Annotated in this window: 14 protein-coding genes, 3 pseudogenes and 4 other annotated features; of the genes and pseudogenes, 14 read left to right on the plus strand and 3 right to left on the minus strand. The window is 55.5% G+C overall.

What is annotated here, in order from left to right:
* Nucleotides 1-5: 5 nt before the first annotated feature.
* On the plus strand, nucleotides 6-587 hold the full coding sequence (locus A2G06_07070) for a serine acetyltransferase (protein ID ANA40111.1): 582 nt from the start codon (nucleotides 6-8) through the stop codon (nucleotides 585-587).
* 18 nt (nucleotides 588-605) lie between these two features.
* Here the strand turns inward: A2G06_07070 and A2G06_07075 are convergent, their stop codons facing one another.
* Both A2G06_07075 and A2G06_07080 read right to left on the minus strand, forming a co-directional pair.
* Nucleotides 606-1,289, minus strand: coding sequence for a hypothetical protein (locus A2G06_07075; protein ID ANA40112.1), 684 nt, complete (start codon nucleotides 1,287-1,289; stop codon nucleotides 606-608).
* 63 nt (nucleotides 1,290-1,352) lie between these two features.
* Entirely contained in the window at nucleotides 1,353-1,790 is a 438-nt protein-coding gene (locus tag A2G06_07080; GenBank protein ID ANA40113.1) for a hypothetical protein, read from the minus strand.
* Between A2G06_07080 and A2G06_07085 the strand changes: the two genes are divergently transcribed.
* The 6 genes and pseudogenes from A2G06_07085 (at nucleotide 1,789) to A2G06_07110 (ending at nucleotide 9,827) form a co-directional block, all read left to right on the plus strand.
* Nucleotides 1,789-3,150, plus strand: a complete 1,362-nt coding sequence (locus tag A2G06_07085; GenBank protein ID ANA40114.1) for an adenylyltransferase — start codon at nucleotides 1,789-1,791, stop codon at nucleotides 3,148-3,150. The two genes, A2G06_07080 and A2G06_07085, sit on opposite strands and share 2 nt — an antisense overlap.
* On the plus strand, nucleotides 3,132-4,481 hold the full coding sequence (locus tag A2G06_07090) for a polymerase (GenBank protein ID ANA40115.1): 1,350 nt from the start codon (nucleotides 3,132-3,134) through the stop codon (nucleotides 4,479-4,481). The genes A2G06_07085 and A2G06_07090 overlap by 19 nt, the downstream gene beginning before the upstream one ends.
* A gap of 51 nt (nucleotides 4,482-4,532) precedes the next feature.
* Nucleotides 4,533-6,368 (plus strand): asparagine synthetase B, encoded by a 1,836-nt coding sequence (locus A2G06_07095; protein ID ANA40116.1) that lies wholly within the window; start codon nucleotides 4,533-4,535, stop codon nucleotides 6,366-6,368.
* A 27-nt stretch (nucleotides 6,369-6,395) separates the two neighbouring features.
* On the plus strand, nucleotides 6,396-7,355 hold the full coding sequence (locus tag A2G06_07100) for a glycosyltransferase (GenBank protein ANA40117.1): 960 nt from the start codon (nucleotides 6,396-6,398) through the stop codon (nucleotides 7,353-7,355).
* A gap of 14 nt (nucleotides 7,356-7,369) precedes the next feature.
* Nucleotides 7,370-8,439, plus strand: a pseudogene (locus tag A2G06_07105) (capsule biosynthesis protein).
* Between the two features lie 47 nt (nucleotides 8,440-8,486).
* Nucleotides 8,487-9,827 (plus strand): adenylyltransferase, encoded by a 1,341-nt coding sequence (locus A2G06_07110; GenBank protein ID ANA40118.1) that lies wholly within the window; start codon nucleotides 8,487-8,489, stop codon nucleotides 9,825-9,827.
* 65 nt (nucleotides 9,828-9,892) lie between these two features.
* Here the strand turns inward: A2G06_07110 and A2G06_07115 are convergent, their stop codons facing one another.
* Nucleotides 9,893-10,567: a PEP-CTERM sorting domain-containing protein gene (locus tag A2G06_07115; protein ID ANA40119.1), complete on the minus strand. Its 675-nt coding sequence runs from the start codon at nucleotides 10,565-10,567 to the stop codon at nucleotides 9,893-9,895.
* A 306-nt stretch (nucleotides 10,568-10,873) separates the two neighbouring features.
* Nucleotides 10,874-10,950: a binding site (cyclic di-GMP riboswitch class I), on the plus strand.
* Between the two features lie 132 nt (nucleotides 10,951-11,082).
* Nucleotides 11,083-11,174 (plus strand) — a binding site (cyclic di-GMP riboswitch class I).
* Nucleotides 11,175-11,294: 120 nt separating this feature from the next.
* Between A2G06_07115 and A2G06_07120 the strand changes: the two genes are divergently transcribed.
* The 7 genes and pseudogenes from A2G06_07120 (at nucleotide 11,295) to A2G06_07150 (ending at nucleotide 22,328) form a co-directional block, all read left to right on the plus strand.
* Nucleotides 11,295-12,374 (plus strand): hypothetical protein, encoded by a 1,080-nt coding sequence (locus A2G06_07120; GenBank protein ANA40120.1) that lies wholly within the window; start codon nucleotides 11,295-11,297, stop codon nucleotides 12,372-12,374.
* A gap of 45 nt (nucleotides 12,375-12,419) precedes the next feature.
* The gene (locus A2G06_07125; GenBank protein ID ANA40121.1) at nucleotides 12,420-13,388 is read left to right on the plus strand and encodes a hypothetical protein; all 969 of its coding nucleotides are present in this window, start codon (nucleotides 12,420-12,422) and stop codon (nucleotides 13,386-13,388) included.
* Nucleotides 13,389-13,554: 166 nt separating this feature from the next.
* Nucleotides 13,555-13,631 (plus strand) — a binding site (cyclic di-GMP riboswitch class I).
* A 190-nt stretch (nucleotides 13,632-13,821) separates the two neighbouring features.
* Nucleotides 13,822-13,912: a binding site (cyclic di-GMP riboswitch class I), on the plus strand.
* Between the two features lie 128 nt (nucleotides 13,913-14,040).
* Nucleotides 14,041-16,896 carry a hypothetical protein gene (locus tag A2G06_07130; protein ID ANA40122.1) on the plus strand — a complete coding sequence of 952 codons (2,856 nt, stop codon included), beginning with the start codon at nucleotides 14,041-14,043 and terminating at the stop codon, nucleotides 16,894-16,896.
* A 387-nt stretch (nucleotides 16,897-17,283) separates the two neighbouring features.
* Nucleotides 17,284-18,002 (plus strand): annotated as a pseudogene (locus A2G06_07135) (PEP motif-containing protein exosortase substrate).
* Nucleotides 18,003-18,189: 187 nt separating this feature from the next.
* The gene (locus A2G06_07140; GenBank protein ID ANA40123.1) at nucleotides 18,190-18,759 is read left to right on the plus strand and encodes a PEP motif-containing protein exosortase substrate; all 570 of its coding nucleotides are present in this window, start codon (nucleotides 18,190-18,192) and stop codon (nucleotides 18,757-18,759) included.
* Nucleotides 18,760-18,999: 240 nt separating this feature from the next.
* Nucleotides 19,000-20,286, plus strand: coding sequence for a GDP-mannose dehydrogenase (locus A2G06_07145; GenBank protein ID ANA40124.1), 1,287 nt, complete (start codon nucleotides 19,000-19,002; stop codon nucleotides 20,284-20,286).
* 7 nt (nucleotides 20,287-20,293) lie between these two features.
* Nucleotides 20,294-22,328 (plus strand): annotated as a pseudogene (locus A2G06_07150) (histidine kinase).
* Nucleotides 22,329-22,333 lie beyond the last annotated feature (5 nt).

Below are 22,333 nucleotides of genomic sequence, written 5' to 3' on the forward strand. Positions count from 1 at the left end.
CCGCCATGAAATGGTCTGACTACACATATCTGGTATCAGCCGATCTCTACCGCTACGGCGGCCGGCGCGACAGGGCCGCGTTTCTGAAGAGCTTCGCCTGCATTCCCGGCTTCAGGTACACGTTTCTCATGCGCACGGCAAAATACCTGAAGAGCCGGGGCACGCTCCTGCTGCCCCTCTACGCGATCTCCCGCTTTCTGCTGAACCACTACCAGTACAAGTACGGCATCAGCATTCCGTACAACACCGACATCGGCCCCGGGCTCTACATCGGGCACTTTGGCGGCATCATCGTCAATGCCGAGGCAAAGATCGGCCGCAACTGCAATATCAATCAGGAAGTGACCGTCGGCGCCACCTATGGCGGAAAATATCCCGGCACCCCCGTTATCATGAACAACGTCTACCTGGGCCCCGGCAGCAAGATCATCGGCGGCATCACCCTCGGCAGCCACGCGGCCGTTGGCGCGAACTGCGTGGTGACGAAGCCGGTTCCCGACCACGGCGTGGTGGTGGGAATCCCGGGCGATGTGGTTTCCACCAAGGGTTCCGGTGAGTATGTGGTGAATACGGTGGGCGCAGAATAGAACGGTTGCGTAATCTATTCATGGTTTCAAACACGGGTATTTTTCTCTATGACACGTACCGTCCGCATCGCATATCTCATTGACACCATCAGTTCCGACAAGGCCGGAACCGAGAAGCAGTTGCTCAACATCCTGAAACGCCTCCCCATGGACGCGCTCGTGATCTGCCTGCACGATTCTCCCTGGTTGGCCGCTAATCGTCTGCCCTGTGATGTGGTAACCCTTGGATATCGAGGGTTTCTGACTCCCGGTTTCCCGTTTGTGCTGGCTAGCTATCTGCGGCTTCTCAAGGAAAGGAATATCGATATCGTCCAGACTTTTTTCGAAGACTCGATGTTTGCCGGTTTTCTTGGAAAAGTCTTGAGCAGGAAGCAGCATGCTCTGGTTGTCAGCAGGCGCGATCTGGGCCTGGGAAGTGATGAACCCGCGTATCACGGACTGTTCAGGAAGATACGTCCCCATGTTTTTCGGTTGTGCGACGGCATTGCCGTAAATGCACACGCGATAAAGGACCATGTGGCGGCGCATGAACAGGTGCCGCCCGGCAAGATTACCGTGATCGGCAACGGTCTTGATCTGCCGGTGCCGCCACCTGTGCTGCCATCTCTCTTCCGTGAAAGCAAGGCGGATGTGTGGATCGCCATTGCCGCAAACCTGAAGCCGATCAAACGTATCGATCTGCTGGTGCGTGCATTGGCGCACCTGAAAGACACCGGAGTCAAGGACGTTGTCAGGGCTGTGGTGCTGGGGGAGGGCCGGCTGGAGTCAGAATTGACCCACCTGGCGACTGATCTCGGTATCGGCGACAGGGTTCACTTTGTCGGCGCCGTTGAGAATGTAAGTGATTACCTGTACGGTGCCGACATAGGAGTACTCTGCTCCGACAAGGAGGGGTTGTCGAACGCCATTCTCGAATATATGGCCTGCGGTCTGCCCGTCGTTGCCACTGACGCGGGTGGAAATGGCGAGTTGGTCAATGAAATGAACGGAGCCTGCGTGCCGACAGGTGATCATGTGGCCCTGGCGCACGCATTGGCACGGCTCATTGAGTCGCCTTGTCTCCGCAAGGAATTGGGGGCACATTCCCTGGAAAAGGTAAGGCAGAACTTTACCTGGGACAAGGTGCTGCCCCAGTGGGAGAACTATTACGACTCGCTTGCCAAGGGTTTGGCACGCGGCAACAATCCAGTGGAGAATACCCATGCTGAAGCATAGATTGTTCTCCCCACTGCGCAGGCACTTGATGGAGCCGCTCGATGCCTTGCGGAGCGGCACTCCTTTCCTCAACTACTGGAAAGAGCTCGAACGCACCCAGTATCTGCCGGAAGCGGCCCTGCGCCGGGTTCAGTGGGAAAGGCTCACGGACCTGCTGGCGTATGTGTGGGACAACAATGAGTTTTACCGTGAGCGCATGGAGCAGGCCGGCCTGACGCCCGAAACGGTCACCTCTCCTGAGGAATTCAGGAAGATCCCCGTGCTTTCAAAGGAATGCATCCGTCAGAACACCCTGGCGATGATAAGCAGAGGGTATGACGTCGGGTCGCTCATGAAATTCAAGACCGGTGGGTCAACGGGAAAATCTCTCGAAATTTACCTGACCGAGGAGTGCAGCGAGCGTCGCAATGCATGCGCCCGCCGGCATGACAGGTGGGCAGGGTGGAACCCGGGCGAGCCCATTGGCGCCGTGTGGGGGAATCCCGAGCTTCCCCTCGACATGAAAAGCCGCCTCAAAGACTGGTTTCTGTCCCCTGTTATCTATCTTGATACCATGAGTGTGACAGAAGCTTCTGTCAGGGCATTTGCCGCGGAATGGAAACAGGTGCAGCCGACCCTCCTGTACGGGCATGCGCACTCCATCTTCGTACTGGCCGAGTTTGTCCGGGAGTTGGGCCTGAGCAGCATAACGCCGAAAGGAATTCTATCGACCTCCATGATGCTCATGCCTCACGAGCGAAGGACCATAGAATCGGTCTTCGGCATCAAGGTAACGGACCGTTACGGCTGCGAAGAGGTCAGCCTGATCGCCTCCGAGTGCGAGAAGCACGAGGGGATGCACCTGAACATCGAGCACCTGTACATCGAGTTCCTCCGTGAAGACGGCAGCCCGGCGTCCCCCGGCGAGCCGGGTACCATCGTCGTCACCGACCTGATGAACCGCGCCATGCCGTTCATCCGCTACCGGGTCGAGGATGTGGGGGTGCCGAGCGACAGAAAATGCAGGTGTGGCCGGGGGCTTCCCCTCATGGAAAGCGTTACCGGACGGGTGGCCGATTTTCTGATCAAGAAAGATGGATCGCGGGTTGCGGGGATTTCACTGATCGAAAACACACTGACAAAAATGCCCGGAATCGTGCAGATGCAGATAGTGCAGGAGTCGATGGATTCACTTGTCGTCAGGGTGGTGCCCGGGGCTGAGTTTAAGGATAGTACCCAGTGTGGATTACGTGACTATCTGGCGGAGCTTTTTGGCAGCGGCACAGCGGTTGAAGTCAGCATCGTCGATGCTATCGCGCCGGAAGCGTCTGGAAAGTATCGGTTCTCTATATGCAGGATTTCTCAATAAACAATCGGCGCGTCAATGTGCTGGACGGAGAGGCAACCGAAGAGTATTCGGTTAAGTATCCCTCTATCAACAAAACACTTTTGCTGTTGTTTTGCGGCTATGTTGTCGCGTGGTATCTGCAGATCGGGTACAGGATTCCGGTGCTGGGGGACATCAGGTTCGAGTTTATCTATGCCCTGGTTCTGACCGTGCTGGCGTTTCTGGCAACGCCGAAGATCGACACGAAATGCCCTCTGCTCCCGTATGTTTTGCTGTACTTTCTGGTGATTGTCATCCAGGTGCCATTTTCCCACGATTTCGCCAGATCGTGGGACGTTTTCGTCGACCGGATCGTCAAGTTTGCCTTTATGGCGTTTTTTATCGTTTCATTTGTGCGTAGTCCGAGTCATATGAAATATTTCCTGGGAGCATTCCTGTTGGCTTGCCTGAAAATGGGGCAGGAGGGGCTCGTGGGACGGTTGTCTGGGGGGCTCATCTGGGAAAATCAAGGGATTATGCGGCTCCATGGTCCGACACCTATCTATGGTCATCCAAATTCCTTTGCCGGCATGGCAATGGGAACGCTTCCATTTGTCTATTTCCTCTGGCCTCTGAGCAATAAATATATCAAGGCGGTTTTGCTGGTCATTGGTATCCTGTCCTTGCACATTGTGTTGTACACTGGTTCCAGGACAGCGTATGTCGGCATTTTTGCCTTTGTTGCTTTTGCCTTCTATACCACAAGTAACAAAAAAAGATTCATTGGTTGCATGGTGCTTGCTCTGGCACTGTCCCTGCCAATGGTTCCCTCTGATTATCAGGAAAGATTCAGATCGATTTTTACTCTTGAGGAAAAAGAGGGCAGGTCAAGCGAAGCGAGAATACAAATTATTGAAGACGCCTGGAAAATATTTACGGACAATCCTTTTGGCGTAGGGGTTTCCGCTTTCCCGAAGGTGCGGGCGGAACGTTTCGGCAGATCGCAGGATACTCATAATATGTATCTTGAAATAGCTACCAACCTGGGAATACAAGGTATTATTGTCGTCGGTATGATGATATATAAAATGCTTGGCATTCTGCATTACATACGAACTAAAAGTAAGCTGCTCCTGGTCAAATTAGATTCAAATGATTCTTTGACCGAAGTTGTAAACGACTTGAAACTAGTGGAAGCAATAGCATCATCAATTATAGGTTTTATAATATTAAGACTTACCCTTGGTTTGTTTGGAATGGATTTGTATGAAATATACTGGTGGTTTGCCATAGGGATAACGTTTTCTCTCTATTCCATGTTGATTAAAATAGAAAATAGTTTGATAGCTAAAAACGACAGTGCTATTGGTTAAGTTAATGAACTGTAGATTTTGTTATCACCTAAATGACGTCAAGGAACACTAATGTGCGGAATTGTCGGTAAATATTATTTTAATCAAAATGCCGGTGACAGCAGTGACATAGATGCAATGATGCAGGCAATTTACCATCGGGGTCCCGATTCCTCGGGTAAATACCTAAGCGGGAGGGCTGCGCTCGGGTTTCAGCGATTGAGTATCATTGATACGGTTTCAGGCCATCAGCCACTGTATAATGAAGCAAAAACCATCGTTCTGCTTGCCAATGGTGAGATATACAATTACAAGGAATTCGTTCCACTTTTGGAAAGCAAGGGCCACGTGTTTTCCACGCGGAGCGATTGCGAAGTAATTATTCACCTGTATGAAGAATACGGGATCGAGTTCATAAGCAAGCTTAACGGGATGTTTGCGTTCTGTCTCTATGACACACGCAATGACGTCATGTTCATTGCGAGAGACAGGGTTGGGATCAAGCCCCTCTACTATCACCTCAACAAGGAAGCCATTATTTTCGGTTCGGAGATCAAGGGCATTCTGGCATCAGGCGAGGTCGTAACCGACGAGGCAAAGGACTCCCTGGCGGAATACCTGTGTTTCAGGTATCTGGCGAATTTCAGGACGTTCTTCTCTTCCGTTAACGCCCTTGAGCCGGGCACGTATGTCAGGATTTCGCCAAGCGGATGCACGTTCGAAACGTTCTGGGATCTATCCCGGTACGTGTTGAACTATGCCCAAGACGGAGATCTCGTCGAAACGGTCGATGCCGCGTTGACAGCATCGGTGCAGCGCCAGATGATGACGGACGTTCCCCTTGGCACCCAATTGAGCGGGGGCGTCGATTCGAGCCTTGTCAGCAAGCTGGCTGCCAGGTACTCACCCGGACTGAAGACCTTTACGGTCAGTTTTTTCGAAAGTGCCTATGACGAGTCAGCCTATGCGCGGCTGCTGGCGGATTCGGCGGGGCTTGAGTATCATCAGATCAGGGTCAACGGCAAGACCTTTGCCGACACTCTGCCCAAGGTTATCTGGTATCACGACGAGCCCCTCTGTCATGCCAATTCCGTACATATGTACCTGCTGTGCACGTACGCACGGCAGTTTGTGACGGTCCTGCTGACCGGCGAGGGAGCCGATGAACTTTTTGCCGGTTATCCCCGTTATCAGATTTGCAGGTTCGGCGATGCCTACAACAAGCTGAATCCGAGTGTTGCTTCGCTGGTGAAGTCGGTCCTGCAGGGCGTTCCGGCACGAAAGATCGCCAAAATAGTCGATAATCTCGGTCTTGGTGCCCGTGAACTGGCCCTGTGGAATTCATCCTTTGCCACGAAAGAGAAGGTTTCCTGGCTGCTGAATTCCGGCGATGTCGCCCTCGATGCCCGATCCGCCCTGGTGGACAGCGTCTGGAACGATGAGTTGAGCCTTTTCGACAATCTCCTCCTCTATGAACAGAAGTCCTATCTTCAGCCGATCCTGATGCGCCAGGACAAGATGAGCATGGCCGCCTCCGTTGAGTCCAGGGTTCCGGTCCTTGACAACGAGATGCTGGACGTGGCCAATGCAATTCCCTATCAGTACAAAGTCCGGCACTTCACTCCCAAGCACGTGTTCAAGAAGGTTGCGGAAAGGCACATATCCCGCAAGATCGTTTACAAGAAAAAAGTCGGCTTCGGCGTGCCCGTGGACGAATGGCTGCGCGACAATAGCGGTTTGGGCAGATACCTGGATCTTCTTCTCGATACCGCCCGTGGCATCAGCGGCGTCAGCAGGCCGCGGATCGAGCAGTTGGTTTCGGAGCACGTGAGCCGGAAGCACAACCATGGCGATGTGTTGTGGCCCCTGGTCAATTATGCGATCTGGCGGGAACAATTTTTCAAGTAAGGAATGTGTGAACTGCGGGGCCATTGAATGAAAAAAGCCATTTGGATCACCTGGGAACATCAGATACGCAACAGATCGATGGCTGCCATGCTTGGTGCGGATCTCCACGTCATCGCGCACAGCGGTGCGAGATTGCGGCGCTATCTTTTCTGTACATACAACACCATAGCCACGGTCCGCAGGGAAAAGCCCGCTGTGGTGTTCGCCCAGAACCCTTCCATCGTCCTGAACTATCTGCTGCTGCTGGCTCGGGTGTTGTTCGGGTATAGGTTTGTCACCGATGCTCACTTCGGGGGCGTCATCGCGTACAACGGCAATTATCTGTTTCAGAAAGCTCTCGATCTCTGCAACAGATTGGCGGATCTGGTCATCGTTACCAATCGGGACCATGCCGCCCATGTGGAATCCATCGGTGGGCAGGCGCTGGTATGCGAGGACCCGCTGCCCGACCTGGCCCGCTATGATTCAGGTGCCGCCCCTGAGGATAGATCGGTTTTTTTTATCTGTTCCTTTGACATTGACGAACCGTACGAGTCGGCTTTCGAGGCTGCCCATGAGCTTTCTGCCGAAAGCTTCAGATTTTATGTCTCCGGCAATTACGCCAAGGTCGGCATTGATCCGTCCGATTACCCCCATGTGAGTTTCCTGGGATTTGTGCCGGAACAGCACTTTTATGAGAGGCTTTACCAGTCGGATATCGTTCTCGACCTGACGGAGCACGAGAACTGCCTCGTATGCGGAGCCTACGAAGCCATGGCTGCTGAACGGCCGCTGGTCACGTCCGACAGGGCCTGTTTGCGGGCATATTTCGATCAGGGAACGGTGTTTACCGCACACGATAGCGCCAGTATCGCTGAGGCGATAAGGGAAGCGTATCGGGACCGTTTTCGCCTGAGGGATAATATCCGGGAGTGGAAAGGGCGGGCTGTTCGAACGCAGAATGAACGACGGGATGTGCTCAGAACGACACTGGGGATGGACCGATAATCCGGGGAGTTGCCATGAAGCCCATTAAGTGCATCTTTGTCGGCGATATCGCTCTTGGGGATCACCCGAAATCAGTCGGGTTCGGTTTCTATTCCAGGTACCGCGACGGCATCCCACCGGATAAGGCACACGCGCTGTTCCGGAGAGGCTGCGAACACGACATCCTGTTCGGCAATCTGGAGTTCACGCTCGGGGCTGCCGAGTTGACGGCCGCGTCGCACGAAGAGCTCAACTGCAGGGGGATAGCAGCATATGCCGACTTTCTGGAGCAGGCGGGTTTCAATGCCGTCAATATTGCCAATAACCACATTTACCAGCATGGGATTGATCCATTCGACAAGACTCTGAGGGTGCTTGCCGACAAAGGGATCGGCATCGTGGGGCTGGCGCGCAATGGTGGCAGTTCAAATATAGTCGGAACCGGCGACCGCTCCGTATGCTTTCTCGGCTGGTCAGCACGGCCCCGTCAGGCTTCTCCGATCAACCACCGTACCGCGAATTCGACGAAGCGAGCTGCTATGGTGAGATAGCCGAGGCGGCGAAAGCACATCCGATCGTCTGCGTTTCCCTGCACTGGGGGGACGAGTTCATCGAGATCCCCAGTGAAGACGAAAAGCGGATTGCACGACGGATGATCGATGCGGGGGCGAAGGTGGTCGTGGGGCATCACCCCCATGTCATGCGGGAGGTTGAGGAATATGGCAGCGGCCTGATCGCCTATAGTCTGGGTAACTTCATCTGCGATATGATTTGGAACGAAAGCACCCGGAAAACGGGCTATCTTTACGTGGAGTTCACTGACGGCGCAATCTCGAAATGGGAGATTGTGCACGGAAGGATCGGTGACGATTACTTCCCCCACTTCGACGGTACGGTTCCCGATCCGTCCGATACATACAAGCAACTGTACTCAAAACTGAGTGGCAGCTCCTATGACCGTCTGGCGCGGAATGCACTGCGTCGCCACCAGGTGCTGACCCTTTTGCACATGCTTCGTAACTGCGGGAGGTACAGGGCGGGGGTATGGCGGTCCATGCTTGAGGGTGCCATCAAAAGCCGCCTCACCGCAAACCATCAGTCATGATGTCGCTTGAAAAGAATTTTTATCCCAGCCACTAAGGGAGTCCCTTGATGTCGCTATATACAGCCATGTGCGAGAATGTGTTGTTGCCCCTTGCCGATTATGCGACCCGGAATTGCACCATGCGTTATTACCGTCTGTACAGGGACATGCAGTGGCTGGGCAGGGAAGAGCTTCAGCGCCGCCAGGACGAACTGGTGCGCGAGACTGTCCGGACAGCCTATGCAGACATACCCTTTTATCGCGAACTCTATGACAGGCACGGGGTGAACATCGCCGGCGTCCTCAAGGCCGAAGATCTGTCTTTGCTGCCGATGGTGACGAAGGACATGCTCAGGGAAGCCTATCCCCATTCGTGCACCAGGGACACCGGGTGGCCCTGGCGCGAGTATTGTACCAGCGGCTCATCGGGAAGCCCCTTTGCCGTTCGGGTGGATAACGAAACGATGAGCATGGCCCGGGCACTGATGTTTCTCAGGGCCAACTACTCGGGCTGGAACATCGGTGACCCGTTCCTCCAGACCGGCATGACCCTGGAGAGGGGAGCGGTCAAGAAGCTGAAGGACATCCTTCTGAGAGTAGAATACGCCTCTGCCTTCGATTTGTCGGATCGGGTACTGGATAGGTACCTGGACCTCATCGACAGCAAAAAGTTGGACTACGTCATGGGGTATGCCGGCAGCCTTTATTGCGTGGCCACGAGAGCGTTGGAGGTGGGATTCAACAGGCCCCTGACCGGAATCGTTTCGTGGGGTGACAATCTCTATGCCCATTATCGCGAGAAGGTCGAAAGCGCGTTCAAGTGCCGCGTTACCGACACGTACGGTTGCGGAGAAGGCATCCAGATCGCCGCCCAGTGTGGAAGAAGCGACGGCGCATACCATATCTTCATGCCCCATGTTGCGCTGGAGGTAGTTGACGACGACGGCGACCCAGTACCTCCCGGTCAGGTGGGGAACATTGTGCTGACTCGCCTGCACCCCGGCGCCATGCCACTGATACGATACCGCGTGGGAGACCTTGGCGTCAAAAGTGCCGATGAAACCTGCCCGTGCGGTCGGGGGTTCGAACTGCTCGCCAAGGTTGAGGGACGTGACACCGATGTGGTTGTGACGCCGCGGGGCAACCGGCTGATCGTGCATTTCTTTACGGGGATATTCGAGTACTACAAGACCATCGATACGTTCAAGGTCATTCAGGAGGAACGGGACCGGATCACCGTTCTGATCGTGCCGCGACCGGATTTCAAGCCCGAGCACTGGACAAGCCTCAAGTCCGAAATCCTTGAAAAAGGAGATCCGGAACTGGTCATAGACATGAAGCTGGTGGACGAAATACCGCTTGAACGATCGAACAAACGTCGATTCGTCGTGTCGAAAGTCGGCAGGTGAAGGGATAAAATGTCCCACCCCATGACCTGTTTCTGACCATGATTCAGGTTGTGCCGAACTAGTAGTTAAAAGTACTTCTTTCTTCTGAGAAGGATAATTCCGGCAAGTCCGGCCCCAAGAAATGCGAAGGTTGATGGTTCGGGCACAGGAACGGTCTCTGCGTTCGTTATTTGAGCCGAGAAGTAGAATTTTGAGCTGTTGCCGAACTCATCGAAAATGGTGTTGCGCATGGTTCCGGCCCCGAAAGCGCGCGCGGAACTCGCCGACCACTCTCCGAGGGCATCCGGTTGCAGCAGCATGTCGTAGAACGAAAGATAGTTGTTTCCACTACTCACACTGAGCCAGCGTTCCGAAAAGGTGTTGGTCAACCACTTGTTGCCGCCATAGTTGTTCTCGGATATTCCATTATATGAACTCAGATAATTGTCAGAAGTGATGGTCGAGCCTCCGGCATAGTGGGCGTAGAATGTTCCTCTACCATACGGGTCTGTCCGCTCGGTTACGGTGCCGTTGCTCATCATCACGGTCCCCCTCGCGTCCAGATCTATGACAATGGTATAAGAGACACGGCTTCCCACGGTTATCCCCATATCGGAGAGAAAGCCTGCCGAATCATCAATGCCTGGACCCTGAATTACGTATCCCTCCAGGGTATATTGCATGGGGTAGCTCCACGCGGAGGGTACCGCCGATAATAGCGTCATGAGCACGGCAAGGAACAATTTGTCAGGGTATCTCATGGTGAAATCTCCTTGTGCGTATCTAGATGAAGTTGAAATTTAGCAAGTAATGTGCCGCAAAAAAATAGCACTCATGCTGCCAGTATATCCTGAAATTTCGCGTGTTGCAGGTAGTTGGTTGAAATTATTTCGGCTTTTTTAACATTTTTGTGTAAGTTTTTTCGACAGCCGGTGGCGCGTCTGATGTCGGACACATGTTTATATATGTATGCCATGGCTCGATAGTGCATTAAAATTATTACAATGAAATTGTTATGTGTTGACTTGTCCCCTCAACTCATGTACTAAAAGCACAAAGCAGAGGGTAGACGATAATACTAAACCATTCGTGAGAATGGGACGGAAAGCCTACAGGGTCTCCAGGAGACAGCCGGGTTGCCGAAATACCAGTTCATGGGTAGCGGCTCCCGGCATTTTTTTTGTCTGATAGGTCAAATGGGGCTTTGGTGACACGAATCACATTTAATTCTTCGCAGGTGGACGAAAGTATAAACAAATAAAAAACATTCGCTCTGTTTCCGAAGAGGTAAAACCAGGGTAACCTGGTGACACAAAGCCACGGGTCCTGAAGTCGTCCTAGGTATTTCAGGATGGCCGGGTTGGCGAAGAAACAGCCCATCTGTCGACAAGTCGCACTATTGTCACGGGGGGCTGTTTTTTGTTGGGAAAAGCCCGGTGTACGCCGGGAAAACGAGTAAACTATTGAGTAGCAGGGAGGTAGTTAAACATGAAAACCAAGAGGACTCTTCAGGCGCTAGTTCCGTCACTCCTCATACCGCTTCTGGTTCCGCTCGGCGCTCTCGCCGCACCGTCTATTACCTCGATGAGCAACGCAACGCTTGCCAATGGCCAAGTCGTTACCATCTCCGGTAGCGGGTTCGGCACCAAAACCACTGTGGCTCCCCAGTTCTGGGATACCGTGGAGAACCAGGCGGCCTATTCGGGGCTTGCCAATGGCGCAACCGTCCCGACTGGGTCGGGCAAGCCCTGGGAAACACAATGCACTTGGGATGGTGGCGCGTGTGTAAAGTATTCCACTACAGCCAGCGAACAGCGTGGGTTGAGCACGGCGGCGTATAAAGCTACAAGTACGACGCAGGGGTTGCTGGAAGGTCGTCGCATTACTGGAACCAATAAAATCTATGTCTCCTGGTGGTGGAAGCCAGCATCAAATCCCGTATCCGGTGATCATTCGAGTAAATTTTTGCGGTTGTCCAATAACGCTGATGTGACTAATAAGACCTTTTCATGGACCCAAATGCAGGACTATATCTATCGAACAGACCAAGGTTATTGTCAAAATGGGGCGGCGCATTGGGCTAACTGGAATGGCAACGTAAACCAGTGGAATTTTCATGAAGTATGGATAGATGGTGCAGCAAGGACATACACTATTAAGATTAATGGAAAGGCTACAGCCAATAACGTTTCCTGGTCGACTTGTACGGCGTTCAATTTTGATTACGTGTGGATGATCGGCTGGGATGGCGGTGGCAATGCTCCACCTGCAATCACTTCCTGGCTGGACGACATATATGTAGATAACACGTTATCTCGTGTCATGATATGTGACAATGCCAACTTCTCCAGTGCAACCAAATGCGAGATGCAGATTCCTACCAATACCTGGACTGATGGGCAGGTTCAGGTTACGGTCAATCAGGGGAGTTTCCCCACCAACTCTACGGCATATCTCTATGTGTTTGATGCTAATGGCAATCCCAGCGCAAGCAAGCAGATTACATTCGGAACCGGTTCAGGGACCGCAACAATCGCTCCTCCCAGCGGCCTCAAGATTGTCAACTGATTTGATCGGTCTTGATCGGTCTTAAGTGAAACCGGAGTGAAGCCCATGGAACTTTCATTCAAGAAAACAGGTTGCCTTGCCTCAGCTTTTCTGCTGTTTGCAGCCGGCATGGCATCGGCGGCGGGCATTTCACGGAACGAATGCTCGAATCCCCCGGCAGGAACGGTTTTTTGCGAGGATTTCGAAGGTGCCAATCCCAAGGCTAACTTCAGCGACTACGACGGCAACCCTGATACGGAAAACCAGGTTGTAACGAACGCAGGGCCGGCAAGCGACCCCGCGAACCGGGCAATCCGTCTGCGGGTGCCGGCCGGGCAGGGTGGGGGATCCGATCTGTTCAAAGTCCTGTCTTCCGGGTACGATAAACTCTATGCCCGCTGGTACTTCATGTATGAACCGGGGTTCAACTTCAGTGCCCGCAATCACGGCGGTGGTCTGGCGGCTGGAGATCGGAATCTGATCGGTTCATCCGGAAATCGGCCGACAGGAAGCGATTGGGCCGGTTTTTTCGTGCAGTATCTGGAAGGCCCCGCAACGCCCTATGCCTACAGCTACTACCGGGGCATGTACCAGGATTGCAGCAATCCATCCGGCAACTGCTGGGGCGACTCATTGCCCTGCGTCTACGACAGCGGGGCATATTACTGCAAACAGCCGCAGCACCGCCCGACCGAATCCCTCCCCAAACTGGTGGCGGGGCAGTGGTACTGCGTCGAGCAAATGCTCGATATGGGCACGCCAACCACCACGGGGGTTGGTGCCGACGGCCGTCTGGCGATCTGGCTGGATTCAAAACTGCTGGGCGACTATCAGGACCTGTGGATCAGAACCGCATCGTCCCTCAAGATCCGGAATCTCTGGTTGAGCCTTTATCATCATGACGGTACCCATTCAACCGTCGGAGAGCTTATCGATAACGTGGTCGTATCGACTCAGCCCATCGGCTGCGGCTCGGTGCCGCCGGAAGTTTTGTCGGCGCCGAAAAATCTCAGGATTTTCAAGGTCGTGCCCTAACAGACTGATGCCCTCGACATGAGATGAGTGAACGCCCTCCGATGTACGCCCCAGGAGGTCGTTCGGTGCATATTCTGTTGAATTCTTTAGCTCCCCACTAGGTTAAAAAGGTTGACAGGGGGGACAAAGGGGTGTATCAACAGCAGCTGAAAATTAAATAGGCGGTACACGATAATACTCAACCATCCGCGAGGATGGGGCGGAAAGCCTACAGGGTCTCACAGAGACAGCCGGGTTGCCGAAATGCCTGAAATGGTATACGGCCCCGGCTTTTTTTTGTTCTTTTTCCGGGAAGCCAGTCGCAGCGAAAATTGACGGTAAATCATGTGCTTGAATCTTTTTTGCGACATGGCCGGTTTTGGTGACACGAGTCACAACGGTTCTGCAAAGCAGGGCCGATAATACCAACAAAAGGAATAATCAAGCAGTACTGTTTCCGAAGGGGTAAACCCAGGGTAACCTGGGGACACAAAGCTACGGGTCCTGAAATGTCCTAGGGTTTTCAGGATAGCCGGGTTGGCGAGAAACAGGTTCCTCATTAGTCCATCAAAAGACTAAGGTGGGCTGTTTCTTTTTTTTGTGCTCGCGACGCGAAAGGCGCGGGCAGGAAAAGGAGAAGCGGACGCCGAAAGAAGTACAAAGGAGCCCGTTTATGAAAACCCGCACGCTAACAACTCTTATTCTTGCCTGGCTGCTCAGTTTTACCATGGTAGCAGCCAGCCAGGCCCGGGACGTGACCCTGCAGTGGGATGCAAACACTGAAACGACCGTTGCCGGCTACAAGGTTTACTACAACGCCGACTCGGCAGGCCCTCCCTTCAGCGGGACCGGAACAGTCGGCAAGGTGACCTCCACCACCCTCACCGGTCTTGATCCGAGCAAGACCTATTATTTCGCCGTCACCGCCTACGATGCCACCGGCACTGAAAGCACCTACTCCAATATCGTAAGCGCGGCCGAAGCAACCGCCCCCACCGTTTCGATTACCTCCCCCGCCTCGGGCGCGACCATCTCCGGTACCACCAGCGTTGCCATCAGCGCCACTGACAATGTGGGCGTCACCTCGGTCGAACTCTATGTGGACGGCGTCCTCAAAGGAACCGACACCTCATCTCCGTACAGTGTGAGCCTGAACACCACCCAGCTTTCCGCCGGCACTCACACTCTCCAGGCCAAAGCTTACGACGCTGCCGGGAACGTGGGACAGTCCACGGCGTTTTCCGTGACAGTGGTAAATGATACGACGGCTCCAACGGCTTCCATTACCTCTCCGGCCGGCAGTTCCACCGTGTCGGGCACCGTTACGGTAAACGTTTCCGCCACCGATGCCATGGGCGTGTCAAAGGTGGAACTCTATGTCAACGGTTCCCTTTACGCGACCTACGGTTCGGCTCCCTACTCGATAACCTGGAATACCTCGTCGTATGCCAACGGAACGTACACCCTCCAGGCCAAGGCCTATGACGCAGCGGGCAACGTTGGTCAGTCTTCCTCGGTGACGGTCACTGTAAGCAATACGGTCGCCGATACCACGGTCCCGACCGTTGCCGTGAGCTCCCCTGCCAATGGCGCGACCGTTGCCGGTACGGTGAGCATGGCCGCCACCGCATCCGACAACGTCGGTGTGAGCAAGGTCGAATTCTATGTGAACAACGTGCTCAAGGGGTCGGATACGACGTCTCCCTATGCCTACAGCTGGGATACCACCTCTGCAGCCAACGGCAGCTACACCCTGACCGCCAAGGCCTATGACGCAGCGGGTAATGTGGGGCAGTCGAGCAGCGTGACCGTGAGCGTGAACAATGTGACGACTCCCCCGGCGGGAAGCAACACGGCCATCTTCGGTAATGCCTTTGGCGCGAATTTCCCGAATACCGTGGAAGACACCTTCCTGAATATCAATAATGACGTGAACGCCACCGGCGTAAGCCTCAGCACCTACACCTGGCCCGCCGCCACGCCGGCCAACGCAGTCGTGATGAAGTGGGACGTGTCCGCTCTGCCCGCCAACGCCCAGATACAGAGCGCCACGCTCTATCTGTACCTGACCGAGGGCGGTGGTGATGACGCTTACGAAATTCCGGTCTCCGCCATCATCAACAAGAACCCGGTCGTCGCCTCCAGCACCGGCAATACCTACGACGGGACCAATGCCTGGACCGCAAGCAGCGTGGCCTACGGCGGGGTGCCCCTGGCCCAGTCCGACATCGACACACCGGTGGATGCACCTCTGGTTGACAAGACCGTTGGTTACAAAGCCTGGAATATCACGAATCTGGTCAAGACCTGGCTGGCGACGCCGGCCGCCAACAGGGGCGTGCTGCTCAACTCCTCCAACAAGGCCACCGCCGACAGCTACAGGCTCTTCGCTTCCAGCGATGCGGCCGATACCAACCTGCGGCCGAAGCTGGTGGTAACCTACAACCTGCCGTCCGATACGACTGCTCCGACGGTGGCGGTGAGTGCCCCGGCTAATGGCGCGACCGTGAGCGGAACGGTGACCGTCAGCGCAACGGCCTCTGACAACGTGGGCGTGACCAAGGTGGAATTCCTGGTGAACGGCACGGTCGCTTCCACGGTGACCACCGCCCCTTACAACTACAGCTGGAATACCACGACCTCGGCCAACGGCACCTACACCCTGACTGCCAAGGCCTATGACGCTGCCGGCAACATTGGCCAATCTACCTCCGTATCGGTAACGGTGAACAACCAGACCGGCGACACCACTGCGCCGACCGTGTCGATCACTGCTCCGGCCAATAACGCGACCGTCAAAGGAAGCATTACCATCAGCGCCAGCGCATCGGACAACGTGAAAGTGACCAAGGTCGAGTTCTACCTGGACAACGTGCTCAAGCGCACCGACACGAGTTCGCCCTTTACCTACAGTCTCAACACGACCTCCGTGAGTGACGGCATTCACACCCTGACCGCCAAGGCCTATGATGCGGCAGGCAATATCGGTGAGTCGACCGTAACGGTCAAGGTTGCCAACGACACCACCGCGCCGACCGTGTCCCTGTCGGCCCCGGCCAGCGGCGCAACGGTAAGCGGTGTCGTCTCTGTCAATGCCACCGCAACGGACAACCTGGCAGTTGCCAAAGTCGAATTCTACGTCAACAATGTCCTCGCGAGCACGGATACGACCTCTCCCTACAGTTACATCTGGGATACCACCACCGTTGCGAACGGCGTCTATAGCCTGACCGCCAAGGCCTATGATGCGGCCGGCAACTCGAAGGTTTCGACCGCCGTAACCGTAACCGTCAACAACATCGCAATCATCAAGGGCGATGTGGATGGCGACGGAGCGATTACGGCCAATGACGCGCTCATCGTTCTCAAGGCGGTCGCAGACCCGACCCTGTTGACCTCGACAGTGCAGAGCATGGGTGATGTGGCGCCGGTCGATCCGGTTACCTCCAAGCCGGTCGGCAACGGCAAGATTGACATCAACGACGTGCTGATTCTTCTGCGCCGCGCGGTTGGTCTGACGACCTGGTAACCGATCCCTGACCGAGGGCCCCGCTGTGCGGTGGTCCTGAAACAAAGCCGCCTTTCCCGCACTGCCGGGGGAGGCGGCTTTTTTTGTGCGAATGGCGGCTGCCATAACTCAGTTGTCCAAAGACTGCTGTCGGAATTCCTGTCACAATGTGCGGTAGTTATGAGGGATACTGGCAAGAGTCGTTGTTTATCAGGTGGTTGGGTAGCGGCACGTATTATGCTGATTCTGTTTCAGGTGGGCATGCTGAGGATTACTATCCATGAATGATGTCATTTTTCGCCAGTAGTCCCTGATCGGCCTTCATTTAGTGCAGTTGGTGCAGTTGCGCTCGTATGCTCACGCAAACGGCGGAGCTTGGTTTCCGCACTCACCAAAGGAGGTATGATCATGAAGGCACTCGCTGTTCTCCTCGTTGCACTACTGTCTCTGGCAGCAGTTACGTCTGACGCTGCTCCTCTTAGCTATCTGTTCGGCGGCAAAATTACCAGTAGCACCATGGGGGCCTTTGGATTTTCCGAGGTCCAGGTGCAAGTCGCAGTCCCTTTATCGGTTCGTTCACGTATGACCTTGTCGGCAGCAATCCACAGCCTGTGAACTTCGAAGTCGCTGTTCTGTATGAGCAAATCCCGGGGCTTGGGCAGGGTTGGACCGTACTTATTGACAAGACCCAGGCTCAATTAGGCGTATCCGCCCCCGATGTTCTTGGTTTCGATAGTCTAGCCATTGTTTCGAATGCTCCGGTTTTTGGTGTCTTTGCCGGAAAGCTGGAAAACAATCAGTTGCTTCTTTACGAGTCCACGTATTGGCCGAGCATTCTGTCGGAAACCACCAACACCGCCGCGAACCTTTTCCTGCAGGGGCCAGGCGGAGCAATGGAGTATTGGCCATATCTCGATGAATTCACTCTTCAAAAGTTTTTTGGGGTTCATGGGCTCTTCGAGGGAGAACCCTGGAACTTCGTCGGACAGATTGAGTATCTGCAGCAAACAAGCTCGCCGGTCATCGTTGGGGTGGTGCCGGAACCGGGAACAGGCCTGCTTTTCGCCTTCGGTCTTGCAGGTCTGTGGGCGGTAACCGCATGCTCGCGCAAGCAGAATAAAGGCTGAGTCCAACTATCGTTTCGGCTGTACGAGCGATCGACGATCTTGTCGGATTAGTTTACATTTTAGACAAAAATATATTCTGGTGATTGAATGTAATCTCTTGAATTTATTGTAATGAATGAATTGGTTTAAAAATTGAATCTAATGGCTGAACATCATCACGCAGGTGACGAACGACAGGGAGGCATACATGAAAAAATTGATAGGTGTGGTGGCAGGTTTGCTTCTCATGGGAGGCGTAGCCCAGGCCGCACCGATTACCTTTACGGACACCACGCTTTTTACGCCAACGGGGACCCTTGCCGCCCAGGACCTGGTCGGCCACGGATGGGGCGCGGTAAACTTCCTCGACGGCACGGGGGATTACGTCGCATGGAAGCATCAGTTCACCTTTACGCCGCCGGCTCAGCAGATAGTGAGTGGCAGACTGACTCTTACCCTCCTTGACGACGATGCCGACAAGCTGCTCAACCCTCTTACCTGGGAACTCGCTTTCGGCTATGCCGAGGATGGTTCCTGGGCCCTTGGCGGAGTGAACACCGGCGCCTATGGGTATAACGTGAATGTGGAATTCCTCAAAGATGGCGAGTTCAACGTGAAGCTCGCGTCGCTCCTTGGCGACTTCTACCTTACCCGCTCGGATCTGACCATCACCTACGAACCTGAGTCGGCTCCCGTTCCCGAACCGGGCACGATCGTTCTGTTGGGGGCCGGTCTGTTGGGTCTCGGCGCGTACAGCCGCAAGCGCATGAAGCGGTAATCGTAATCCCGACAGGCAGTTTCCCCCACTGATCCCAAGAAGGCGGTGTCAACGCACCGCCTTTTCTTTTGTCTCTGGTGCCCCCCAAAAACAACCATTCGCAACCGTGGGTTTTTTATGATGTTACGTGCATACGCTCCTTGTGCCCGCACGGGATTTGGTGTAAATTTTATCGACAGTGAATGGAAGATAACCTTGGGACTGCACGTGATTCATGGGATCGAGCAAAAGGAGCGCTCAATGACCGCTGACCGCACCATTTCCGTTATCGGACTCGGCTACGTGGGACTCCCCGTGGCGGTTGCCTTCGGCCGGGTTCGCCGGACTGTCGGGTTTGACATCAATGCCGGCCGTATCGCCGAGCTCAAGCAGGGGGTCGATCGAACCGGCGAGGTGACTGCTGAGGACCTGGCCGCAGCGGACATCCTTTTCACCGACCGCATCGAGGAGCTCCGTCTGGCGGATTTTCACATCGTGGCGGTGCCGACTCCCATTGATGAAGCGAATCAGCCCGACCTTGCCCTGATGCTGAAGGCGTCGGAAACGGTGGGGAAGGCCTTGAAGCGGGGCGACATCGTGGTGTACGAGTCCACAGTCTATCCCGGTGTTACTGAGGACGAGTGCGTGCCGATCCTGGAACGGGTGTCGGGACTGCACTGCGGCACCGATTTCACCGTGGGTTACAGCCCTGAGCGGATCAATCCGGGCGACAGAGAGCATACTTTCACGAAGATCACCAAAGTAGTGTCGGGGCAGGATGCGGCGACACTCGACGTGGTGGCCCGGGTGTATGAATCAGTGGTGACGGCGGGGGTCCACCGGGCATCGAGCATCAAGGTGGCCGAAGCGGCCAAGGTGATCGAGAATACCCAACGGGACCTGAACATCGCCCTCATGAACGAGTTGGCTCTGATTTTCGACCGGCTGGGCATCGACACCAGCGAGGTGCTGGAGGCGGCCGGGACCAAGTGGAACTTCCTCAGGTTCAAGCCGGGGCTCGTGGGTGGGCATTGCATCGGTGTGGATCCGTACTATCTGACCCACAAGGCTGAGAAGATCGGTTACATCCCCCAGGTGATCCTGGCGGGCCGCCGGATCAACGACGGTATGGGCAAATTCGTAGCCCAGAAGACGGTGAAAGAGATGATCCTGGCCGGGCACCCGGTTCTGGGAGCCAGGGTAACGGTGCTCGGCCTCACCTTCAAGGAGGATTGCCCGGATCTGCGCAATTCCCGTGTGATCGACATTATCCGCGAGCTTGAGGAGTATGGTGTGAAGGTACAGGTCCACGACCCCTTGGCCGACCCTGACGAGGCCCTGCATGAATACGGAGTGAGGCTTGTGCCGGCAGACGGCCTGGAGCCTGCCGCTGCGGTGGTTGCCGCTGTGGCACACCGTCAGTTCCGGTCCCTGGCCGGGGATGACTTGCTTCGATTGATGGCCCCCCCCGCGGTTCTCGTGGATGTAAAGGGGATGTACTGCCAGAACATGCTGCGACAGGCGGGAATCCGCTTCTGGAGGCTCTGAGCCGGTCATGATGCAGGTGGTCCTTTCAGCGGGGGCAGTGTTGCTCTCCCTGGCCGTAATCGGAGTCACCATCCGCCGCCAGGGGCTTACCCTTTCAGCCTGCGCGACAGTTGCCGCCCTGACGGCGGCTTCGGCTCTCGAAGTCCTGGACTTCATGGTAATGCTCGATCCGGATCGACTGTTTGAGTGGAAACGGTGGGTTCTGGCGGTCGAATCCCTTTTGCCTGCGGCATGGCTTAGCTATAGCCTCACTCACTCCCGGCGGACCGCGACATCTGCTGTGCCCCGGCTGCAGTGGTTTTTCGCGGCAGCTACGGCCGCGTTCCCACTGGCCGCTCTGCTGCTGCCGCCGGAGGTTTTCATCTATTCACCGGATTTCGCCACGGAGCGGGTCCTGTTTCTGACGGTTCACGGCTACTACTTCTATCTCGGCCTGCTTCTCTTTGTAGTGGTTTCCCTGGTCAATCTGGAGGGGACGTATTCTCATGCCTCTCTCCTGGAGCGCTGGCGAATCAAATTCGATTTCATCGGCGCGACCAGTTACCTTGCGCTTCTGGTGCTCTACTACAGCCAGGGGCTGCTCCATCGTTCCCTCAACATGGGGCTGTTGCCGGTACGGTCCCTGATCCTGGCCCTTGCCGCCGCCATGATGCTCTATTCGCTTCTCGCGCGGGGCAGCGGCGTGCGGATCGCGGTCTCGCGGAACATGGCCTACAAGTCGGTGGTGCTGGTTGCCGTAGGGCTGTACCTGGTTGCCGTGGGGGTGATGGGGGAGGGGCTGCGCTACTTCGGGAAGGCTTCCCCAAGCAATGGCCATTGCCACCCTGTTCTGCATGGGTATCGCCCTGGTGGTCATTCTCCTGTCAGAGACCCTGCGGCGCAGGGTCCGGGTCTTCATTCACAAGAATTTTTACCGGAGCAAGTACGATTACCAGACCCAGTGGCTCCACTTCACCGATCTGTTGGCCTCTGCCCGCAGCTCTGATGGTCTCATGGAGGCAATCCTCGCCGGCTACAGCGGGGTTTTCGGCATGAACAGCGGAGTTCTTTTCCTTAAAAGCGGAGACAACGGCCCATTCCGCTGGGCCGTTGCCCGGGAGCAGGCACCGGTTGGTGCTTTTTTCTCGTCTAACGATCTTCCGGTGCGCCGGATGGCGGAGGAAGGGTGGATCGTCAATCTCCGCGAGGCAAGCCCTGAGGAGTTCTCCGGCGCCGGTGAGTTTGTGCGGGAGAACAGCGTCGTATTCCTCATCCCTCTGTCGTCCGGCGAGGGGCTTGAGGGAATCGTCGCCCTGGGGCGGCCCGTCCATGAAGGAGAGCTCTACCACTACGAAGATTACGACCTGATGAAGACCATGGCCCGCCAGGCCGCGTCGGCCCTCATGAACCTGCGCCTCTCCGAGGAGCTGGCAAGCGCTCGGGAACTGGAGGTTATGGGGCGGGTGTCGACGTTCATCCTCCACGATCTCAAGAATCTGGTCTACACTCTCTCGCTCACCGTGGACAATGCCCGCGACCACATCGCGGATCCCGAGTTCCAGGACGACATGCTCGGTACCCTCGGCAATACGGTGAACCGGATGAAGCTCCTCATTGCACGGTTGCGCGGCCTTCCCGAGAAGCAGTCCCTGAACCGGGAGGAGGTGGACCTCCTTCTGCTTGCCGGGGAAAGTGCGGGGCTGGCCGGGGGCCGGGACTGCGTCCGGGTCGGCGGGTCAGCGGTTTGCGCCCACGTGGACCGGGAGGAGATCCAGAAGGTGGTTATGAACCTGGTGGTGAACGCCCTGGAGGCCACGGAAGGGAAGGGCCCGGTGATGGTGGAGGTGGGCTGCGGCAACGCCCCCTACATCCGCGTGAGCGATTCCGGCTGCGGCATTCCCGAGGCCTTTCGCGCCCACCTGTTCTCGCCCTTCAGGACCACCAAGAAAAAAGGGCTTGGCATCGGTCTCTACCAGTGCCGCCGGATTGTGGAGGCCCACGGCGGGAGGATAGACGTGGAGAGTGCGCCCGGACAGGGTGCGACGTTTACGGTGTGGCTGTAAGGGGG

Origin of the sequence: Geobacter anodireducens (genome assembly GCA_001628815.1) — a bacterium.
GTDB classification, from domain to species: domain Bacteria; phylum Desulfobacterota; class Desulfuromonadia; order Geobacterales; family Geobacteraceae; genus Geobacter; species Geobacter anodireducens.

Excerpts from the sequence above, each read along its gene's own strand:
- A2G06_07070 (ANA40111.1), top strand. The coding sequence starts at position 6 with ATGAAATGGTCTGACTACACATATCTGGTATCAGCCGATCTCTACCGC.
- A2G06_07085 (ANA40114.1), top strand. The coding sequence starts at position 1,789 with ATGCTGAAGCATAGATTGTTCTCCCCACTGCGCAGGCACTTGATGGAG.
- A2G06_07080 (ANA40113.1), bottom strand. The coding sequence starts at position 1,790 with ATGGGTATTCTCCACTGGATTGTTGCCGCGTGCCAAACCCTTGGCAAG.
- A2G06_07090 (ANA40115.1), top strand. The coding sequence starts at position 3,132 with ATGCAGGATTTCTCAATAAACAATCGGCGCGTCAATGTGCTGGACGGA.
- A2G06_07095 (ANA40116.1), top strand. The coding sequence starts at position 4,533 with ATGTGCGGAATTGTCGGTAAATATTATTTTAATCAAAATGCCGGTGAC.
- A2G06_07100 (ANA40117.1), top strand. The coding sequence starts at position 6,396 with ATGAAAAAAGCCATTTGGATCACCTGGGAACATCAGATACGCAACAGA.
- A2G06_07110 (ANA40118.1), top strand. The coding sequence starts at position 8,487 with ATGTCGCTATATACAGCCATGTGCGAGAATGTGTTGTTGCCCCTTGCC.
- A2G06_07115 (ANA40119.1), bottom strand. The coding sequence starts at position 10,567 with ATGAGATACCCTGACAAATTGTTCCTTGCCGTGCTCATGACGCTATTA.
- A2G06_07120 (ANA40120.1), top strand. The coding sequence starts at position 11,295 with ATGAAAACCAAGAGGACTCTTCAGGCGCTAGTTCCGTCACTCCTCATA.
- A2G06_07125 (ANA40121.1), top strand. The coding sequence starts at position 12,420 with ATGGAACTTTCATTCAAGAAAACAGGTTGCCTTGCCTCAGCTTTTCTG.
- A2G06_07130 (ANA40122.1), top strand. The coding sequence starts at position 14,041 with ATGAAAACCCGCACGCTAACAACTCTTATTCTTGCCTGGCTGCTCAGT.
- A2G06_07140 (ANA40123.1), top strand. The coding sequence starts at position 18,190 with ATGAAAAAATTGATAGGTGTGGTGGCAGGTTTGCTTCTCATGGGAGGC.
- A2G06_07145 (ANA40124.1), top strand. The coding sequence starts at position 19,000 with ATGACCGCTGACCGCACCATTTCCGTTATCGGACTCGGCTACGTGGGA.